Annotated in this window: 11 protein-coding genes; 2 read left to right on the top strand and 9 right to left on the bottom strand. The window is 32.2% G+C overall.

The features are described 5' to 3' along the window. Nucleotides 1-45 precede the first annotated feature (45 nt). Nucleotides 46-1,254, bottom strand: coding sequence for a diaminopimelate decarboxylase (gene lysA / locus WA327_RS02580; RefSeq protein ID WP_336066113.1), 1,209 nt, complete (start codon nucleotides 1,252-1,254; stop codon nucleotides 46-48). 203 nt (nucleotides 1,255-1,457) lie between these two features. Here lysA and sucC point away from each other — a divergent pair, with 203 nt between their 5' ends. Continuing rightward, nucleotides 1,458-2,651, top strand: a complete 1,194-nt coding sequence (sucC, locus tag WA327_RS02575; protein WP_336066111.1) for an ADP-forming succinate--CoA ligase subunit beta — start codon at nucleotides 1,458-1,460, stop codon at nucleotides 2,649-2,651. A 57-nt stretch (nucleotides 2,652-2,708) separates the two neighbouring features. Here sucC and WA327_RS02570 read toward each other — a convergent pair whose 3' ends face one another. Both WA327_RS02570 and WA327_RS02565 read right to left on the bottom strand, forming a co-directional pair. After that, on the bottom strand, nucleotides 2,709-3,410 hold the full coding sequence (locus WA327_RS02570) for a phosphoadenylyl-sulfate reductase (RefSeq protein ID WP_336066110.1): 702 nt from the start codon (nucleotides 3,408-3,410) through the stop codon (nucleotides 2,709-2,711). Between the two features lie 149 nt (nucleotides 3,411-3,559). Beyond that, nucleotides 3,560-3,880 (bottom strand): DUF1456 family protein, encoded by a 321-nt coding sequence (locus tag WA327_RS02565; RefSeq protein ID WP_336066108.1) that lies wholly within the window; start codon nucleotides 3,878-3,880, stop codon nucleotides 3,560-3,562. 164 nt (nucleotides 3,881-4,044) lie between these two features. Here WA327_RS02565 and WA327_RS02560 point away from each other — a divergent pair, with 164 nt between their 5' ends. Further along, entirely contained in the window at nucleotides 4,045-4,446 is a 402-nt protein-coding gene (locus tag WA327_RS02560) for a TerB family tellurite resistance protein (protein WP_336066105.1), read from the top strand. On the opposite strand, the gene uvrB is transcribed toward WA327_RS02560, so the two are convergent. The 6 genes from uvrB to WA327_RS02530 all read right to left on the bottom strand — a co-directional run bounded on the left by uvrB (nucleotide 4,443) and on the right by WA327_RS02530 (nucleotide 20,072). Beyond that, nucleotides 4,443-6,446 carry an excinuclease ABC subunit UvrB gene (uvrB, locus tag WA327_RS02555; protein ID WP_336066103.1) on the bottom strand — a complete coding sequence of 668 codons (2,004 nt, stop codon included), beginning with the start codon at nucleotides 6,444-6,446 and terminating at the stop codon, nucleotides 4,443-4,445. The genes WA327_RS02560 and uvrB overlap by 4 nt on opposite strands. Nucleotides 6,447-6,636: 190 nt before the next feature. Then, the gene (locus WA327_RS02550; RefSeq protein ID WP_336066100.1) at nucleotides 6,637-8,964 is read right to left on the bottom strand and encodes a choice-of-anchor L domain-containing protein; all 2,328 of its coding nucleotides are present in this window, start codon (nucleotides 8,962-8,964) and stop codon (nucleotides 6,637-6,639) included. Nucleotides 8,965-9,024: 60 nt separating this feature from the next. Next, the gene (locus tag WA327_RS02545) at nucleotides 9,025-13,863 is read right to left on the bottom strand and encodes a choice-of-anchor L domain-containing protein (protein WP_336066097.1); all 4,839 of its coding nucleotides are present in this window, start codon (nucleotides 13,861-13,863) and stop codon (nucleotides 9,025-9,027) included. Nucleotides 13,864-13,967: 104 nt separating this feature from the next. Further along, complete coding sequence (locus WA327_RS02540; protein ID WP_336066095.1) at nucleotides 13,968-15,812, bottom strand: gliding motility-associated C-terminal domain-containing protein; 1,845 nt, start codon at nucleotides 15,810-15,812, stop codon at nucleotides 13,968-13,970. A 33-nt stretch (nucleotides 15,813-15,845) separates the two neighbouring features. Next, nucleotides 15,846-19,166, bottom strand: a complete 3,321-nt coding sequence (locus tag WA327_RS02535) for a T9SS type B sorting domain-containing protein (protein WP_336066093.1) — start codon at nucleotides 19,164-19,166, stop codon at nucleotides 15,846-15,848. A gap of 69 nt (nucleotides 19,167-19,235) precedes the next feature. Next, nucleotides 19,236-20,072 carry an ABC transporter permease subunit gene (locus WA327_RS02530; RefSeq protein WP_336066091.1) on the bottom strand — a complete coding sequence of 279 codons (837 nt, stop codon included), beginning with the start codon at nucleotides 20,070-20,072 and terminating at the stop codon, nucleotides 19,236-19,238. Nucleotides 20,073-20,098: the final 26 nt, after the last annotated feature.

Genomic DNA, 20,098 nt, shown 5'->3' with positions numbered 1-20,098 from the left:
CTAAAATAGTTATTTATTTTGAAATTTTAAAATAAAAATGATTACCTATTCAATTTTAATTTCCACTTGATTATTTAAGATGTCATCAAAAGTTTCACGTTTTCTAATAAGGTGTGCTTCTCCGTTGTAAACTAAAACTTCTGCAGGTCTGTATCTGGAGTTGTAATTACTTGACATACTGTAGCAATATGCACCAGCATTACTAAAAGCTAAAATATCATCTTCATTAATTTCTGTAATTCTTCGGTTGTTTGCAAAGGTGTCAGTCTCGCATATATAGCCAACAACGCTATAAAAACGTTCGCGTCCACCAAGGTTAGAAATATTTCTAATTTCATGTTGTGCACCATATAACATGGGTCTTATTAAATGGTTAAAACCACTATCTACCTGTGCAAAAACGGTTGATGTTGTTTGTTTTACAGCGTTAACTTTTACTAAAAATTGACCAGCTTGACTTACTAAAAATTTACCAGGTTCAAAAGCTAAAGTAAGTTGTTTACCATAGTTTTTACAAAACTCATTAAATCTTTTAGATAGTTTTTCGCCTAATTCTTCAATATTGGTCTCAATATCTCCTTCTTTGTATGGAACTTTAAAGCCAGAACCAAAATCGATAAATTCAAGATTTTTAAAGTGTTTAGCGGTATCAAATAAAATTTCACTAGCATATAAAAACACATCAATATCTAAAATATCACTACCGGTATGCATGTGTATACCATCAATGTTCATTTTAGTGTTTTCTACTATACGGAGTATGTGTGGAATTTGATGTATAGAAATTCCAAACTTACTGTCAATATGACCAACAGAAATATTGGTGTTTCCACCAGCCATAACATGTGGATTTATTCTTATGCAAACTGGTGTTTTTGGATGTTTTGTGCCAAACTGTTCTAATATAGAAAGGTTGTCAATGTTAATTTGCACACCAAGTTTTGCTGCAGTTTCAATTTCTTCTAAAGACACACCATTCGGTGTGAAAATAATTTGTTCTGGTTTAAAACCAGCTTTTAGCCCAAGCTGCACTTCTTGTATAGAAACAGTGTCAATACCAGAGCCTAACTTATGCATTAATTTTAAAACTGAAATATTAGATAAAGCCTTAACAGCATAGTTAATTTTTAAGTTTTTTACTTTACTAAATGCCGAAGTTAATCTGTTATATTGACTGCTAATTTTTTCAGCATCATAAACGTAAACAGGACTACCAAAGTCCTTTGCAATTTGAAGAAGTTGACTATTTTCCATACATCAATTTTTTTTCAAAGGTATTTTTTTAGAAGAATATAAAAAGGAATACTTTATTTTATTACAAATTTGATACAATTTGTTAATTATTTAACAAGTGTTGAATTTTAGATTAAAAGAAATTACTTTTTTCATTATTAAATATTAGGGTAAGTAAATGTGATTAATTATTTTTGTTGAACTAAAATTTTACTCTAAACAAGATGAATTTACACGAATATCAAGGAAAAGAATTATTAAGCAGTTTTGGTGTACGCATCCAACGTGGATTAGTAGCCCAAACAGCAGACGAAGCAGTTGCAAAAGCTAAACAATTAACAGAAGAGACTGGTACAGGTTGGCACGTTATTAAAGCTCAGGTTCACGCTGGTGGACGTGGTAAAGGTGGCGGAGTTAAACTTGCTAAAAACCTAGACGAAGTTAAAGAAATAGCAGGTCAAATTATCGGAATGGACCTTGTAACGCCTCAAACTTCTGCCGAAGGTAAGCGTGTTCACCAAGTATTAGTAGCAGAAGATGTTTACTATCCAGGAGATTCTGAACCAAACGAGTTTTATATGTCTGTACTTTTAAATAGAGGTAATGGTCGTAACATGATTATGTACTCTACAGAAGGAGGAATGGATATTGAAGAAGTAGCAGAAAAAACTCCTCATTTAATCTTTACTGAAGAAATAGATCCTTCAACAGGAATTTTACCATTCCAAGCACGTCGTGTAGCTTTTAACTTAGGTTTAAGCGGTACTGCTTTTAAAGAAATGACAAAATTTGTTACAGCATTATATACAGCTTATGATAAGTCTGATGCTTCATTATTTGAAATTAATCCAGTATTAAAAACAAGTGATGATAAAATTATGGCAGTAGATGCTAAAGTAACTTTAGACGCTAACGCATTATATAGACATAAAGATTTAGCAGAATTACGTGACTTACGTGAAGAAAGCCCAATTGAAGTTGAAGCTGGAGAATTAGGATTAAACTATGTAGATCTTGACGGAAACGTAGGATGTATGGTTAATGGTGCTGGTTTAGCAATGGCGACAATGGATTTAATTAAGCAAGCAGGTGGTGAGCCAGCTAACTTCTTAGATGTTGGTGGTACTGCAGATGCTGCTCGTGTAGAAGCTGCTTTTAGAATTATTTTAAAAGATCCAAACGTAAAAGCTATTTTAATTAATATTTTTGGAGGTATTGTACGTTGTGACCGTGTAGCACAAGGTGTTGTAGATGCTTACAAGAATATGGGAGATGCAATACAAGTACCAATTATTGTAAGATTACAAGGTACTAATGCAGATATCGCAAAAGAATTAATTGACAACTCAGGATTAGACGTTTTAAGTGCTACAGAGTTTCAAGAAGCAGCAGATAAAGTACAAGAAGTATTAGCTTAATACTTTAAATAGATATAAATTAAAAAGAGCAACTTATTTAGTTGCTCTTTTTTTATTTTATAAATGTAAACCACATTCTGTTTTTGGGTTGTTGTTCCATCGTCCTGATCTATCTTCTCCAGGAACAGTACAATGTTTGCATCCTATGGAGTGATAACCCTTAGCAACTAGAGGATGAAAAGGAAGTTGATGCTCTTCAATATAAGCATCACGTTCTTCTTTAGTAACATCTAAAAGCGGATAAAACTTTAAAATATTACCTCTTAGTTCAAAAATATCCAAAGTAGCTCTGTGGTCACTTTGCCATTTCATTAAACCAGAAACCCAAACTTTATATTGATTTTTAATAATATCTAAAGGCTTAACCTTGTTAATAGAACAACAAAAATCAGGGTTTTTTCGCCAAGTTTCGTCCTTTGTAGTAAACTCGTGTTCTTCTTTTAAAGCACTAATAGAAGCTACATTTAAACCATATTTTTCGGTTAAGGCTTCTTTATATTTTAATGTATCTTCAAAATGATAACCTGTATCAATAAAGTAAACTTTTTGAGTTTTATTGACATCAGAAACTAATTTTAATAAAAATGCAGAAGTCGCAGCAAAAGAGCTAGTTAACATAACATCTTCTTGCTTAAAGTCTTTATAAAGTTCTGCTATTCTTTGGGTAACCGATAGAGTTTTGTATTTTTTGTTTAGCGCTTTTATTTCTTCTTCTGAAATATTTGGCTTTACAATAGTTTTAGGAGTTGTTTCGAACATAATCAATCTTTACTAACCTGCAAGATAGTGATGAATTTTTGGATATGAAATTAGTCGAAACCTTTTTGAATAATTATAATTAAAGTTCTACTTTAATTAATAAATTATCTATCAAATGGTCATTTTAATATAAAATAATGACTTGATTTTTAGTCTTTTTTTGGTTTAGGCTTGATAAAGTTCTTCTTGTTATCAAACTTTTTAGGCTTAGCTTTCGCGGAAGGTTTGCCTTTTGGTTGTTCTCCTTTTTTTGGCATTGGACCACGTAAGTGAATAATAAGACCGTTTAAAAAATTACGTAAAATTTGATCGCCACATTCTACATAATTAGGATGATCTTCGCGTCTAAAAAATGCACTTAATTCAGATTTTGTAACTCTAAAATCTACTAAAGCCAAAATTTTAATAATATCTGTGTCACGAAGCTTATGCGCAACTCTTAATTTTTTAAAAATATCGTTGTTTGTCATGTTTAAATCATTGAAAATCAAACGCTAAAATGGTTTTTCTTTCTTATAGAAAAGACAAAATACGTTTAAATACGTTGTAAAACTACTCATTTTTCGACAAGTGGCACATTTTTAACGACTATAAAAAATTCATTTTAAGTAATTTTATAAAATAAAAATTAGCTATGTCAAACCGAGTTGAAAAATTAAGTCTTTTGTCAGAAATGATTGCTTTTGCAAGAGAAGACAACGCTCTAAAACCAATAGAGTATAATTTTCTGCTTGGTGTTTCTAAACAATTGGATATTTCAAGAGAAGATTTTGATTATTTAATTTCTCATCCAATTAATGGTATTTCTTTAAAATCTCATAGCGAACGTATTGTTCAGTTCCACAGATTAGTTTTGCTTGCGCACTTAGATAGTAATAAAAGTCCAGCAGAAGAAGCTAAACTATTTAACTACGGACTTAAAATGGGATTAAATCATGATTCTATAATGCGCGTGCTTTATCTAATGGATGGTTTTCCTGACCGTATGGTACCTGCAGCAGTTTTAATAGATATTTTTAGAACACAATATAACTAACCTTTTATTGCTTCTAGTTTTTCTTGATATACTTTTATCTCATCACGTAATTGGGCAGCAACAATAAAGTCTAAAGCTTTTGCAGCTTGTTCCATAGTTTTACGTTTTTCTCTTATTTTCTTTTCTAATTCTGGTTTGCTTAAATACTCGCTTTCTGGTTCTGCAGCTTTAGCAGCTTCTAATTCATAACTATAAGTACTTACGGAGTTTTTAGCTAAAACACTGTCTAAACTTTTATTTAATGCTTTAGGTGTGATATTATTTTCAGTATTGTAAGAAATTTGTTTTTGGCGTCTGTACTCAGTTTCATCAATAGTTTGCTGCATGCTATTGGTGATTTTATCTGCATACATTATTGCTTTTCCGTTAAGGTTACGCGCAGCACGACCAACAGTTTGAGTTAACGATCTATTCGATCTTAAAAACCCTTCTTTATCGGCATCTAAAATAGCAACTAAAGATACTTCTGGTAAGTCTAAACCTTCACGAAGCAAGTTTACACCAACTAATACATCAAACAAACCTTTACGTAAGTCTTGCATTATTTCAACACGTTCTAAAGTATCTACATCACTATGTATGTAGCGCACACGTATTTGAATTCGGCTAAGGTATTTGGTTAATTCTTCAGCCATTCGTTTGGTTAATGTGGTGACTAAAGTACGCTCGTCTTTTTCTACACGTTGCTGGATTTCTTCGATTAAATCATCAATTTGATTTAAGCTTGGTCTTACCTCGATAATCGGATCTAATAAACCTGTTGGTCTAATTACTTGTTCTACGTAAACACCATCTGTTTTTTCAAGTTCGTAATCTGCTGGCGTTGCAGATACATAAATCACTTGATTTTGTAATGCTTCAAACTCTTCAAATTTTAACGGTCTGTTATCCATTGCAGCAGGTAATCTAAAACCATATTCTACTAAATTTTCCTTACGACTTCTATCGCCGCCATACATAGCGTGGACTTGAGAAATGGTCACATGACTCTCGTCTACTACCATTAAATAATCATCAGGAAAATAATCTAATAAACAGAATGGACGCGTACCAGGCTCGCGACCATCTAAGTATCTAGAGTAATTTTCTATACCCGAACAATACCCTAATTCTCTAATCATTTCAAGATCAAATTCGGTACGTTCTTTTAGTCTTTTTGCTTCAAGGTGTTTACCAATATCTTTAAAATAATCGTGTTGCTTAACTAAATCATCCTGAATTTGTCTTATTGCGCCTTGCAGTACATCTGGAGATGTCACAAACATATTGGCAGGATAAATGTTTAATCGATCGTAATGCTCTATGACTTCATTAGTTTGAATGTCAAACTGTTCGATATCTTCAATTTCGTCACCAAAAAAGTGAATTCTAAAAGCATCATCTGCATAACTTGGAAAAATGTCTACGGTATCTCCTTTAATTCTGAAATTACCATGTCTAAAATCAGCTTCAGTACGAGAGTACAAGCTTTGCACTAACATATGAAGTAATTTTGTGCGTGAAATTTCTTGGTCAACCTCTAAGGTGATGACGTTTTTTTGAAATTCGATTGGGTTACCAATACCATACAAACACGATACAGATGCAACAACTAAAACATCACGTCTACCAGACAGTAAAGATGAAGTTGTGCTTAGTCGCATTTTTTCGATTTCTTCATTAATCGATAAGTCTTTTTCTATGTAAACACCAGATGTTGGTATGTATGCTTCTGGTTGATAATAATCATAGTAAGAGACAAAATATTCAACAGCATTATCAGGAAAAAACTGCTTAAATTCAGAATATAACTGAGCCGCTAAAGTTTTGTTGTGTGCTAAAACTAGAGTAGGTTTTTGCACTTCTTGTATCACATTAGCTACCGTAAAGGTTTTACCAGAACCAGTAACACCAAGTAAAGTTTGATATTTCTCGCTACTATCTAAACCATCTACTAATTGTTGGATGGCTTGTGGTTGATCACCAGTTGGTTTAAACTCTGATTTTATTTTGAATTTCATCTGTTGATTTCTATTTGATTTTTAAGTCAGATGGAATTCACCTAAAGATTTTTAGTTAGAAATAACTAAAAATGTCTGGGCTCATTTCATCTTGTAAAATTACTGAATAATAATCAGATATTTATTTAAAGGAAGGTTAAGAAAAAAGTTTGTTTTTTAGATTGTTGTCTGCGCATGAATGACAAAACCTTTAACGTTTTAAAGTGAAGTGACTTCTGTAAGTTCTTCCGTTTGGATCTGTAAGTAGAAACCAATAATCGTTTGTAGGCATTAGTTGTCCTCGGTATGTGCCGTCCCAACCTTTTGTGTTTGGGTTAATAATATGTAACAATTTACCGTAGCGATCAAAAATTTTAATATCAAGATTGGTGTTATATCCATCTGTCATACCGTACGGTTTCCAATAATCATGAATGGTATCATTATTTGGAGTGAAATATTTAGGAAAACCAACAATAGCTATAGTTTGCTCTACAGTTTGGCAACCATTAATTTCTGTTACATAAACGGTATGTAATCCAGCAGTTACATTTGTAAACACATTACTGTCTTGATAAGGTAAGTTGTCTATTGCATAACTAAATTCACCTGTGTTTTGTAAATTAATAGTTACTGTGTTGCTGTTGGAAAAATCAGTATAATCAACACTTTCAATTATTGGAGCTTCAATTGGATTAACAGTAATGTTTCTAGAGTTAAAGCAACCATTAGGATCTGTAATAATTACAGTATAATTACCAATTTCATTTACATCTATAAAACTTGTGTTTACACCAGTATCAACACCATTTAATAACCATTGGTAGTAATAATTGCTTGGGGAATCATTTAAAACACCACCATAAAGTGTGATAGTTTCAGGGTAGTTATTTAGACAATAATCCAAAGTTTCATCTGCTTCAACTTGTGGTGTGTATAATACAGATAATTCGACTTCAGTTATTGCGTAACAGTCATTAGTGTCACTTTTTACTTTTACATAAATGGTTTGAAAGTTAGCTTCGTAATTTTCAAAATTTAAAGGTATTGGATTGTTTTCCGCGAAAGCGTTATCTAAACTATCATAAAATGTTATCGTTGAATTTGCTGGAACAGTATTAGCTATTTGGGTTTGAACTTCTGTTAAATCGAATGTAGTAATACCATCTAATTCGCCTTCATCACAAGCTTCTAAAGAATAAACCGGAAGTGTGTTGTTTGAAATGCTTAAATCTATTTGCGCAATAGCAGTACAGTTGCTTAAATAACTATAAACTACAGCATATACTGTTTGGTTAATTTGTGTATTGTCAAAAGCTTGAGGATTTTGAATTTCATTAATTTGTAATTCAGCATCACTTTGAGATAAATAGTAGTTTGCTACATAAAAATCCCCGTTGTTGTTTATTACGTTTTGCTCTGAATCTGTTAGGTTAAAAGTTGTAAATCCGTCTTGGTTAATATCACAATTTGCTAAAGACGTGTTGATAGCTGTTGGTTGCGGAAATTCTTCAATAATAACTTCACCATAAGAAATACATCCATTATTTAAAGTCACTTCTACACTATAAATTCCAGGTGAATCTACTACATAATTAGAAGTTGTCTCTGGTTGTAAAACACCATCTTTAAACCATGCATAAGCTGTTGCGTTTGGTTGTGAAGCGTCTAAAGTAGTTGTGTCATCTTCACATAATGCGTTATTTGTGTCTTGAAGTAGGTTAGGACCTAAATCTGTATATAACTCAAAACTACTTGCTTCTAAAAATACAGCCGAATCGTAGCGGTAGTTTTGCTCGTCTGCTATGACTAATTTTACCTCGTAAGTTACGTTTGGTGTTGTGTTGGCAATAGCGGTTAATACAGCTGTTTGTCCGTTGAAGTTTATTGGAGCAGAACTACCATTCCAACTTCCAAAATAAGTTTGGTTTTCTTCTTGGCAAGCACCAGGAATTCCTGGATGCACCGTGGTAACTTTTACCGGTGTATTGGTGCCTGGTACTAAAGCAATATTTTCGTATTGTTGTGTACCGCTTTGTCTGATTAAAAAACCAAATAAATCAGAATATTGGCAGGTATTGGCGTTTCCTTCTTGATATTCTTCAGAAGCAAAAAGGTATCTAAAACTAATTTGATTTGCAGGCGCAGTAAACTCAAACTCAATGATGGTAGCGTTGTGCGTGTTGCTTTCATTTAAAATGTTTTCAAGATCTGTATCTCCTTGCCAATTGGTAGCATCATCATCACTTAAAGAGGTATTAGGTCCATCTACATTAGCTAATTTTCCTGTACTTAAAACAACACCTTCCTGAAAAGGAAACGATGATCCATTTGCATTAAAATAACCATAGCTTAAATCGTTAGTCGTAAAATTACCACCAACAACATTGGTGACTTGCACATTAGAGATACACGTATTACCAATTAAAACATCTTCAATTAATTGTTGAGGTGTATAAGATGTCCAATCTGTAGTTACGTTTTGCGACACAACTAGATTTATGCTTAGTAAAAAAAAGAAAATAAAAGCTTGTCTCATACTCTTTAAACTGGCATGCAAAGGTACGGAACAATTCTAATTTTAAAGACTATAAAAATGTTAAAGCTTTAAGGTGAAATGACCTTTAATTTCAAACTCAATAGCACCATTTTTTACATTAGCTAGGTACCAATAATCGGTAGCAGGTAATAAATTACCATTGTAAGTGCCGTCCCAACCTTGAGAAGTATGAGATAGAGTTTTTAAAAGTTTACCGTAGCGATCAAAAATATAAACTATTGTACCTTCTAATTGTTCTACACCAGTAATGTGCCAAGTATCAAAATACCCATCATTATTAGGTGTTACAAATTTTGGAACGTCAATAATTACAATATTTTTTGAAGTTGAATTACACCCATTTAAATCAATAACAGTTATGGTGTGCGGACCAATTGGTACGTTATAAAAGAAGTTGGATTCTTGCGGTTCTTCATCGTCAAATTGATATAAATAATCTCCAATACCTGAAACTTCTACAGTCACATTATTTGGGTCTGAAAAATCTACGGTTTCTGTAAATTCTATAGTAGCAGCTTCAGATTCTGAAATTGAGAATGTTGTTGAAGTTGAGCAACCAAATTGAGTCGTTACTGTTACCGAATAAGTCCCAATCTGAGTGACTTCTATGTAAGAACTTGTACTTCCGTTAGACCATAAATAACTGTCTGTTGGCACGTTGGTTTCAGCAGAAACTATTAATGGTAAGTTATCTAAACAAAGCACTTGATCTTCAATGTCTAATTCTGGTTTTCTGTGTACAATTGTATTGAAATTTTTTGTGTTATAACAACCTGTAGTATTGTTTTCTATACGAATAAAATACGTTGTGCCATCTTCGCTAAATACGTTTAAATTTGTTAAAGCGTTTTCATTATTGTCTGCATCAGATTGCGAATTATGGTAGCTAACCGTAAAGTTTGAAGGGTTTTGAGTGCCTAAAACTACTGAAGTTTGTATACCTAAATTAAAATTAGCAAACAAATCATAATCATCGTCACAGGTTTCTAAATCTTGAATGTTATTTGCTGTTGGCAATGGGTTTGCACGAAGCGTAAAAGATTCAATATTAAAACAATTGCTTCCAACAAAATTAGCACGAACAAAAATTGTTTGATTACCTACAGCGTAGTTGTAATCTGAATTTAAAGGGTTTTGTTGAAGTTGAGCATCGTTTTGCGAGCCGTAAAATTCAGTTTCAATAGTTTGTGTTGTATCTATTAATTCTGGTAAAGCATTATTTAAATTGTATGTAAATGTGTTTTCTTCACAAATTTGAATTGTAACGTTTGGATTAATAACTGGCGGTGTTTCAACTATTAAATCTAACGGAATTTCAGCATAACAATTAGAAACCGTATTTAAAACTTTAATATAAACTGTTTGCGGATTGACAGTATTTGTAAAGTTTTCAGGATTTGAAATTTGGTTTACACCTTGCTCTAAATCTGTTGGATTTGTGTAATATTCAATAACAGTGTTGTTTTGTCTAATAGGTAAGACTTCAATTTCTGTAACCGTTAAATCGAATGTTGAAAAACCATCCGTATCATCATCACAAGTCTCTAAGCTATTTGGCGTATTAGTTAAAGGAACTTGTACAACGTTAAATTCAAAACTAGCAATACCTTTACAATATGTACCATTATCTACAACTGCAAAAATTTCTTGCGGATTTACAGTGTTTGTAAATGAAGTTGGTAATGGATTAGATTGTGTTTCAGCTTCAGCTAAAGTTAAATGATAGGTTACTGATAAAGTTTCTGGAGAACCTTGAGTGATTTCTGAAGTTATATCATCTAAATCAAAAGTTTCAAAACCGTCATTAGAGTTGTCGTCACAAACAAAAACATCTGTTGGTGCATTGTAAATAGGGTAAGAGCCAACAACAATATCAAAAGATGAAGTGCCGTAACAACTGTTGTCTGTTACATTTTGTACTCTAACGTAAATGGTTTGTGGTGTCGATGTATTTTGATAGGCGGTAGTTTTATCAATAGGTGAGATGTTATTATCTGCATCAAATTGACTTTCAAAATACAATACTTCTTTACCTGTTTGTCCGTTTAAAATCTCTGCATCTTTATCTTCAAAGATAAAATCTGCTATTTGATTACCGTCAGTTTCACAGTTTGTATACGTTTCAATAGTAGTGAAAATAGGTAATGTATTTACAGTTATTTCAAAAGGTTGTAAAGTATAACAACCAGTTGTGGTGTTTTCTACACGACAATAAATGGTTTGTGTATTAGCATTATAGTTTTGCGTGTCTGTTATAGCGTTGCTGTTAGATTCTGCGTCAGCTTGTGAGGTATGAAATGTTATTGTACGGTTGGTTGTGTCGCTAACAATTTCTATGATTTTTGCATCTAAATCTACTATGAAAAATCCGTCTTGGTCATCATCACAAATCACTATGTCAGATGGTTGTGTAATGTTTGGAGCAGGCAAGACTTCAATATCTAAAGAAGAAGTTGCATAGCAACCTGTCATAGTATTTTGAACACGAACGTATAATGTTAATGGATTGGTTGTATTGGTGTAAAATGGTGGTAAAATATTAGCATTATTATCTGCATCTGCTTGCGTTAAATAGTAATCTACTGAAGGATTTGGAATACCATTACCAGCATAAGCATCAAAAGTTGCTAATTCTATACTTGTAAAACCATCGTCATCCGTATCGCAATAGTTTTGTGTGTCTGTTAAAACAACTTCAAAACCTTCATTTATATATAGTTGTATATTTGAAAAGTGACTACAAGTGCTACTATTTAAAGTAATGTATAATAAAGTAGGCGATGTATTAATTGTATACGGAACAGATTGATCAATAGCATTTGTAGCATTATTTTGATCTGTATCAGTTTCGTAAAAATCTATGGTGACATCTTCTAAATCATTAATAATTTCTAAACCGATGTGATATAAATCAAAATCAACAATTCCGTCGTTAGAAGCATCATCACACTCATAAAAATCGGTGATATTTGTACCTGTTTCTAAAAGAAATGTATGAAGCTCCATTGGAACAACAGAAGCACAACCAGTTGCATTATCTTCAACACGCACAAAAACAGTCTGTACATCTTGGTCAATATTATCGTAACCTGTTGGGTTTGCTATTGGGTTAACACCGTTATTAGCATCATCTTGAGACTCGTGATATGTTACAGTGACGTTTGTTAATCCTTGTAAAATATCATCAATTTCTTGCGTAAGATCAAAGGTGTCAAAACCGTCACCATCTTGTTCACAAGCATCTAGTTGTACAACTTCAGGATTAATTGCAGGATTTGTATTTACTTCAATATCTAAAGTTGTTGTTGTAAAACAACCTGTTGTTACATCTACAACACGCACAAAAACGGTTTCGGTTGGGTTAGCTGGTGTATAAGGTTGAGGTATTGGATTATCACCAGTTTGTGCATCTGTAGCAGAAAAATGATAGGTAACTGCGTAGCTTGTATTTGATAAGGTGATTTCATCATCTTTTACAGATATATCAACACTTCCGCCACCATTAGAACAAACCGATAAAGGTGTTGGGTCTGTAATTGTAGGAAATGGGTTTATTACTAAATTAAAACTACCTATATAAATACAACCAGATGTTGTGTCTTGTGCATTGTAAAATATAGGCTGAATTGCTGTCGTACTGGTTACAGACGTTGTTGCGTTTAGGTCGTTTATAGCGTCACTTTGAGAAGTATGAAAAGTGATGCTGTAAGTTGAAGAAGGAAGCGCAGCTTCTACTTCAGAGACTTTTGGTGTTAAATCAAATACTTCAATGCCATCATTTGATGTATCATCACAAACCACAATATCTGAAATTGTTGGTCCGTTTTGAATTGTGTTTAAAGTGACATTAATACTATCTTGAAATGAACAAAAATCTGCATTTAATGGTACGGTAATTTCCACGGTGTAATTACCATCTGCTGTTACATTTAATGTGCTATTAGTTTCACTTGAAAGGATATTTCCATCTAAAAACCATTGGTAAGTAGCTTGCGGATTGTTAGTGTTGGCATCTAAAGTTACAGACGCATCACAAGTCGTAATATCTTCGCCTAAATCTACAGAGTCGGTAAAGCTATTTCCTTCAATAAAAACAGCAGTATCAAAATTTCTATCTGTTTGATCTGCAACAATAAGTTTGATGCTATATTGTACGTTAGGAGTAATGTTTGCAGAAGCAGCCATAACTGTTGTACGACCATTAAAATTGGTGTCTCCCATATTGTAACCTTCAAAATAGTTACCGTTTTCTTCAGGACAAAAACCAACAATTTCGTCATGAATAGTATTTGTGTTTACAGGTGTTGAAGTACTTGGTACTAAAGCAATATTTTGATAAGGGTTACTACTTCCTGTTTCTCTGATTAAGAATGCAAATCCATCAGAATATTGACAAGGATAATCTGCAAAATACTCTTCTGAAGCTAATATATAATTGAATGAAATGGTGCTTGATGTAGAAATAAAATCAAATTCTATAGAAGTAGCGTTAAGCGTATTGTTTATCCCTAAAGCAGTTTCTAAATCTGGATCTGTTGCCCAACTATCACTTCCTTCATTTAAAGCGCTAGTGTTAACTGTGTTTCCTGCTGAAGTTGCTTGACCAGTAGATAAGATAATACCGTTTTCAAAAGGAAAGTTTGAGCTAGCTTTTTCAAAATACCCAAAACTCTGAAAGCCATCAACTTGTCCGTTAATTGTAGAATTTATATTACTAACTTCAACACAACCTTGCACCAAATTATTTTCAATAAGTTGTTGTGCTGTAAAACTATCATTTACATTTATTTGTTGAGCAAAAGTTAGATATCCTAAAAGTAGGTGAGTTATTGTAAGCCAGAAAATTAGGCTTTTATTGTAGGCTTTTTTCGCGTTCATTATTAATTAGCGTTTTTAGTATAACAGGATTTAGGGCAAAATCACCCGCAAACGTATCTAATTAATCGATAAAATGCAAATATTTTCGGTAAAATGTTTATTTGTTATTTGTTAAGATATACCCAACCTACCAAATCTTTGTAATTAGGGTCATTTAATTTTAGAACGTAAAAGTAGGTCCCAGTAGGGACAATATCTCCAAAAGCTAAATTGCCTTCGTTTGTTTGTCCACTCCATTTTAGGTTATTATTTCCTTTAAAAATTAGCTTACCGTAACGGTTATAAATTAGTAGTTCATGATTTTCAAAAATATCATACAATCCTTGGATATTGAAGAAATCGTTTTTTGTGTCTCCGTTTGGGGAAAATCCTTCAGGTACGTAAGGCGGACAATTTTCAGTATTTAATTCAAATTGAAAGATGTCAAAACATTCATCGGTTTCTGCAGTCACAAAAAGTGTTTGTGGTGTTGAGTTTGAGTAATAATTTTCTGGTGTGATGATTGAAAAATTAGCTTCAATATCTTCTAATGATTCAAAAAAACTAAAGCTATTATAATCTGTTTGGTTTATTTGAGATAGTACTTGAGTTAAATCAAAAGAGGCTTGATTATTACCTTCATCACAAGCTAAAATAGGATTCAATATTATGGTTTCAGGTAGCGGAATTAATTGAATGGTTTCAAATGTGTCGTTATTATTTTCGTTGGTTTCAGTTATAATTCCGTTACCAGAACCATCGTCATCAACTACGATTTCTAGAATAAAAACGTCAGGAAAGTTTGAAGGAATGGATAATGTTGTTTGATTGCTTTCAGAAGCATTAATAGGTATATCATTCAAAGTTGAACTTTGACCAATTAAAACATCGTCTATGTAAAACGAAATAGGTGTATTTGCGGGTAAAACGTCTGTGCTATTAGTGTTGTAAATGGTGTAGTTTATATCTACTTCTCGATTAGCGCAAAATACAAAATAATCATCCATAACAATTGTTGCATCAGGTAGCTGACTGTTTAAAACTGTAATTATATTGTTTAGAATAATAAGGTCTGCTCTAAAAACACCAAATTGATCTAATCCTCCGGTAGTCATATTTATAGTAACCTGTGTATCTCCGATTGAAATGTTGTTTTCGATACTGTAAACATCTAAATCTGCATTGTAAAAGTTGGTAGAACCTGTAAATGTGTTTGTGCCATTAAAAGCATTATCAGGTAAATTTAAAGGTGGATTTGATAAGATATTTCCGTTTATAGAAAGACTTTCTCCGTAGTTTAATGCATTGTCACCTTCCCAAGCTAAAAAACCAATTTTAGCATTGTTATTATCTAAAACATCAATGTTATTTAGGATAATAGTTTTTTCTTGAACTTCAGAGTTTATAATTTCTAATCCTTGAAATAGGTTAATTTGATTAAGAGGTAGGTTGCTATCTTCGTAAATAACATATAAACTCCAGCCAGCATAATTAGTACGATTATTGCAAAAACCAGGTGTATTTAATAATTCAGAATTAACATCTAAATTTGATAGGTTGTAGTTTGTGTTTCCTTCATTAATTATCTGGTTAGTAACATTTGCGTAGCAAGCAAAATAGGTGAGTTGACCATTAATACCAGCGTTATAATCTACATTATAAGTGTCTTCTGCAATTATATCTAGGCTATTTAATGTTACTTCAGTATCTCCGTTACCAGATCCAGACCAAAATAAATATGCAGCGATAATAGTTACATTGTTTGGTAAATTTAAATTAGCTGAAGCTGAAGTTGGTAAAGTACAAAAACTACCGTCAAGATTGTTTTCTGCAGGATTTAAGGTGTTACCAATAGCTGTATAATCATATCTACCATTAAATTGCTGAAATAGACTAATGTCCTGCGCTTGTGCTAAATTAAAAAAAAAGCAAAGCGAAAGTGTTAAAAGTAAGAAAGTAAAGTTTTTCATAACAAGGACAATACTTTCTAAAAGTACAAAAAACTACCTTTTTAAAGTAAAATGGCTTTTAAAAACACGACCATCTTGTAAAGTTACCGAAAACCAATAGTCGTTAGTAGGCATTGGTTGTCCGTTATAAGTGCCATCCCAACCTTTAGCTTTAGGATCAATTTGACTTAATAATTTACCGTATCTATCAAAAATAAATATTTTGGAATTTGGTTGAAACTGACTTGAAACACCATAAACTTGCCAATAATCATTAATCGTATCGTTATTTGGAGTAAAAAATTGTGGGAAACCTATGACTGAAAAAGTATCCGAGATAATTCCGCAATCATTTTTTACATCCATAATATTGACGGTGTAAATTCCAGGAGCAACTTCGGTAAAAATAGATTCATTTTGAAAACCTGTACTTTCACCTTGACTATTAATTAATTCATATTCATAAATACCTTCTCCAGAGGTTAAAATATTAACTTGATTGTTAGAAATATCTCCATCAATCACGTTTATATTATCTAACGTGGCAATATTTGAAGCTTCTATCGTAAAAGTTCTTGTTTTTTCGCAACCTTCAACAGTGGTAACAGTTACTGTATAATTACCAGGTTGGTTAACTTCAATACTATTGGTGTTTTCACCTGTTGACCAATTAAAATAATAGTTGTTATTGATTGGATTAGTAGCACTTAATGTAATTGTTTCAGGGAAGAAATTAAGACAATAAAACACAGTTTCATCTTCATCTAAAATAGGTCTTTCATTTATAATTAAGTCTACTTCGCTAATTCCATAACAATTGTTATTGTTTTCTGCACGAGCATAGATGGTTTGAAAATAAGGAGTTGAATTTGTGAAGGATGTAGGTAAAATGTTGCTTTCTGTTAGAGCGTCGTTATATGTTGCATAAAAGTTTATCGTTACGCTTGTTGGTAAAGCAAGAGACATATCTGTGCTTATTTCGTTTAAATTAAAAGTGTTAATACCGTCTTCTGAGTCTAATTCATCACAGACTTCAATTTGATAATTATTTATTTGAGTTGTACTTACTTGAAGTGTTAATTCAGAAATATTTGCACACCCAAAACTATCTGAAGAAGCTACATAAACTATTTGAGGGTTAGTTAAATTGTTGTAAGATGCTGGGTTTGGTATTGGTGTTACTTCATTTATGGCATCATTAAGAGTATCATAAAAAATAACACTTAAGTCTGTATTACTATTTGTAATATCTTCTATAGCTTCTTCTAAATTAAAAATGGTGTAACCGTCTGGTATACCGTCTTCATCACATTGTAGGATAGTATAGTCAAATGTTTCTGGAACTGGATTTATAATTAAATTGAAACTACTAACCGCAAAACAGTCTGTATTATTAATGTTTTCTAACCTGACAAAAATTTCTTCTTGTAAAGGTGTATTGTTATAATAATTTAAATCAAGTGAGTTCTGATTGTTTTCTGCATCATTTAAATTATTATGATAGCTTATGTCAAATAAAGAAGGGCTTTGTCCATTATAAACTTGATTATTAAAATTTGATAAATCAACAGTTGTTTGTCCGTTTATATCATCCCCATCTGTTAAATCATCACAAACCTCATAATCGCTTAGATTGGCTATTACTGGTGTTAGGTATACAGATAAGTCAAAAGATGTTGTAACGTAACAATTAGGATTACCAATATTTTCTACACGAGCAATAATTGTTTCTTGAGGTGAAGAGTTTTGGTAATTACCTATAATTTCATTTTGATTATTATCAGCGTCTATCTGGTTTTCAAAATATTTAACATTGAAAATAGTAGAATCTTGACCATCGAGAATAACAGTGTCTAGATCAGAAAAATTAAAGTCCCATATATTATCGCCATCGTCATCACAAATAATAAGATTATCTGGTGTGGTTGCGGTAGGTATGTCGTAATAAGTTACAATTGCTTGTCCTTCTTTGGTGTCGCAATCTCCATTATTTAAATCTATTAGTACTTCGTAGTTTCCGTTTTGATTAACTAATAATTCGTTAGGGGTAGAAGGAGTTGCAATTACATTTCCGTCTTGAATCCAAGTGTACGTAGCGCCAGGAATATCTTCAGCAACAAGCGTATAATCTTCACCAACGCATAAAGGTAAGTCTACGGTGTTGGTATTGTCAGTTGGTATGATATCAATTTTTTCAGCAAAAAATGACGCTATAAAAGGAGGTAAGCCTTGTCTTGATAATCTATTATTTAAACTTACTGATTGATGTTGATAGTTTGCTGCTTGACCTAGGCTGTTAGGAGAATTAATAGTGCTTAAAAAAGGAGTGCCTTGATTGTATGTAGCACTTAAAGATCGGTAAATTTTTCCATCAGGACCTAGTTGTAAGGCGCTTCGGTACATTACTCTTTGGTCTAAAACTACTTCGGAAGCACTTATATTTGTTGCATTTAAATCATATTGCAATAAAGCACCATATTGAGCACTTGGGTTATCAAAATCAGAGTTAGGTGTTTCAAAATAAGTAGTTACATACAGAACTTGACTATTTGGTGAAAATTCAACGCCATAAGACCCTTGTGGTTTACCTGCAGGGTTAAAGTTTGTATTTATAATTTGAGGATTGGAAGCTTGACCTGTATTAGTGTCAAAATCAAAAAGAAATAAACCTGCTCCTACATTTGCACAAGCAATTTTAGAGCCATCTGGAGACACCTTTAAATACCCACGTCTTTCTTGAGCAGAAATACCAAAAGTAGAAATAACAGGAGTTGTGTTAACACCAGTAGCAGTTACTTCGTAAGCGTATATGGAGTTATTGTTTTCTCCTCCGGTATTAGAAGCAAAAGTAATAACCCAGATATTTTCGGTTTGACAATCTTTTAAAACAGCACTTAATTTTTCTGAAGTATTGTTTAATAGATTTATATTTTTATTTGAAGTGACAGCGCCTAAACCTCCATTAGCAGTCATATCTACTTCTGAATAATGAAATCCTTCATCTGGAGTACTGTTATATTCTGTATCTACAGTAAAGATGTAAAAAATATCAGGATCTTGAGGTTTTGGAACTATAATCCCAGATTGAGTACTAGAAGGATTCCCTTTAAGGTTAAAACCATTTTGCATAACAACATGATTTTTATTGTACACTGTAATACCATTTGTGTAAAACAATAAATCTCCGTTTCCGTCAGAAATACTTGTACAACCTTCATCCGTTGCAAGTTGACCATCTAATAAAGCTGTTACATTATTAGTGTTGACGTCAAAATTAATTCCAGCATTGTCTCCGAAATACCAGTTTGCTGCTTCATTTTGAGAATATGTAAATGAAGCTAACAATAAAAATGTTAGTAATAATATCTTTTTCATAGCCTAGTTTAACTAGATTTGTAAAGATATTACAAAATTAAAAAAAGGAAAGCGATTGTATGTTAAATACTATAAATCTCGCTTTTGTAATAATTTGTATGAACCATAAATAAATAATGCTGTCCAACCTAAGACTATGGCAATTTGATACCAATGTACTGAGTAATCAAAGTTAAAATCTTCACCAACTTGTTTAGCTAATTCTTTTGCTGCACTAAGTCTTGAGCCTGGTTCTACTATTAAGTTAGACATGCTTTCTAAAGGAAAGAATTGTGTAATTGTTCTCCAAGAATTTTCGGTTAAATCAATTTCCCATCTTAATAAACCATAGGCTATTTTTTCAATAATAAACCAAACAAATAAAAATCCTAAAGCAAATGCAGATCGTCTTATTAAAATACCTAAGAATAAACAGAACGAAAAGAAACCAACTAGCTTAACAAAGAATGCTAAAAGATATTCTGTGTCTGAAAACACATGATAAATCTCGGTTATATCAGAAAAAGCAAATCCTAAAATTAACGTAATTATAAAAACAAAAAGCGTTGAGAATAAAGCAAAAACAGAAACGGTTATAAACTTAGAAGCGATAAATTCTTTTTTACTTAAGCCATCTATTAAGTTTTGTTTTATGGTTTTATTGCTATACTTGTTTGCCATCATAGACACAATAACAATAGCCAAGAAAAATTTTAAGGATGCAGCTACATAAGTGTTAAAGTGCCAAATGTAAGGAAAATCAAAAATACCTTGTTCTGCTAGATGAAACTTTACAGGTCCAATATCAAATTTTATTGAAGCTATTAGTGCTATTGATGTTAACAAAATAAAGTATGCTAAAATAAGTACTTTACTTGATCGGTTATTCCAAAGTTTGATTAATTCTATATTTAAAAGTCGTAACATTTTTGTCGGTTTTTTGGTTGGGTTGG

The organism is Mesoflavibacter sp. CH_XMU1404-2, from assembly GCF_037029465.1.
GTDB lineage: Bacteria > Bacteroidota > Bacteroidia > Flavobacteriales > Flavobacteriaceae > Mesoflavibacter.
This window is presented reverse-complemented; position numbering and strand designations above follow the sequence as displayed.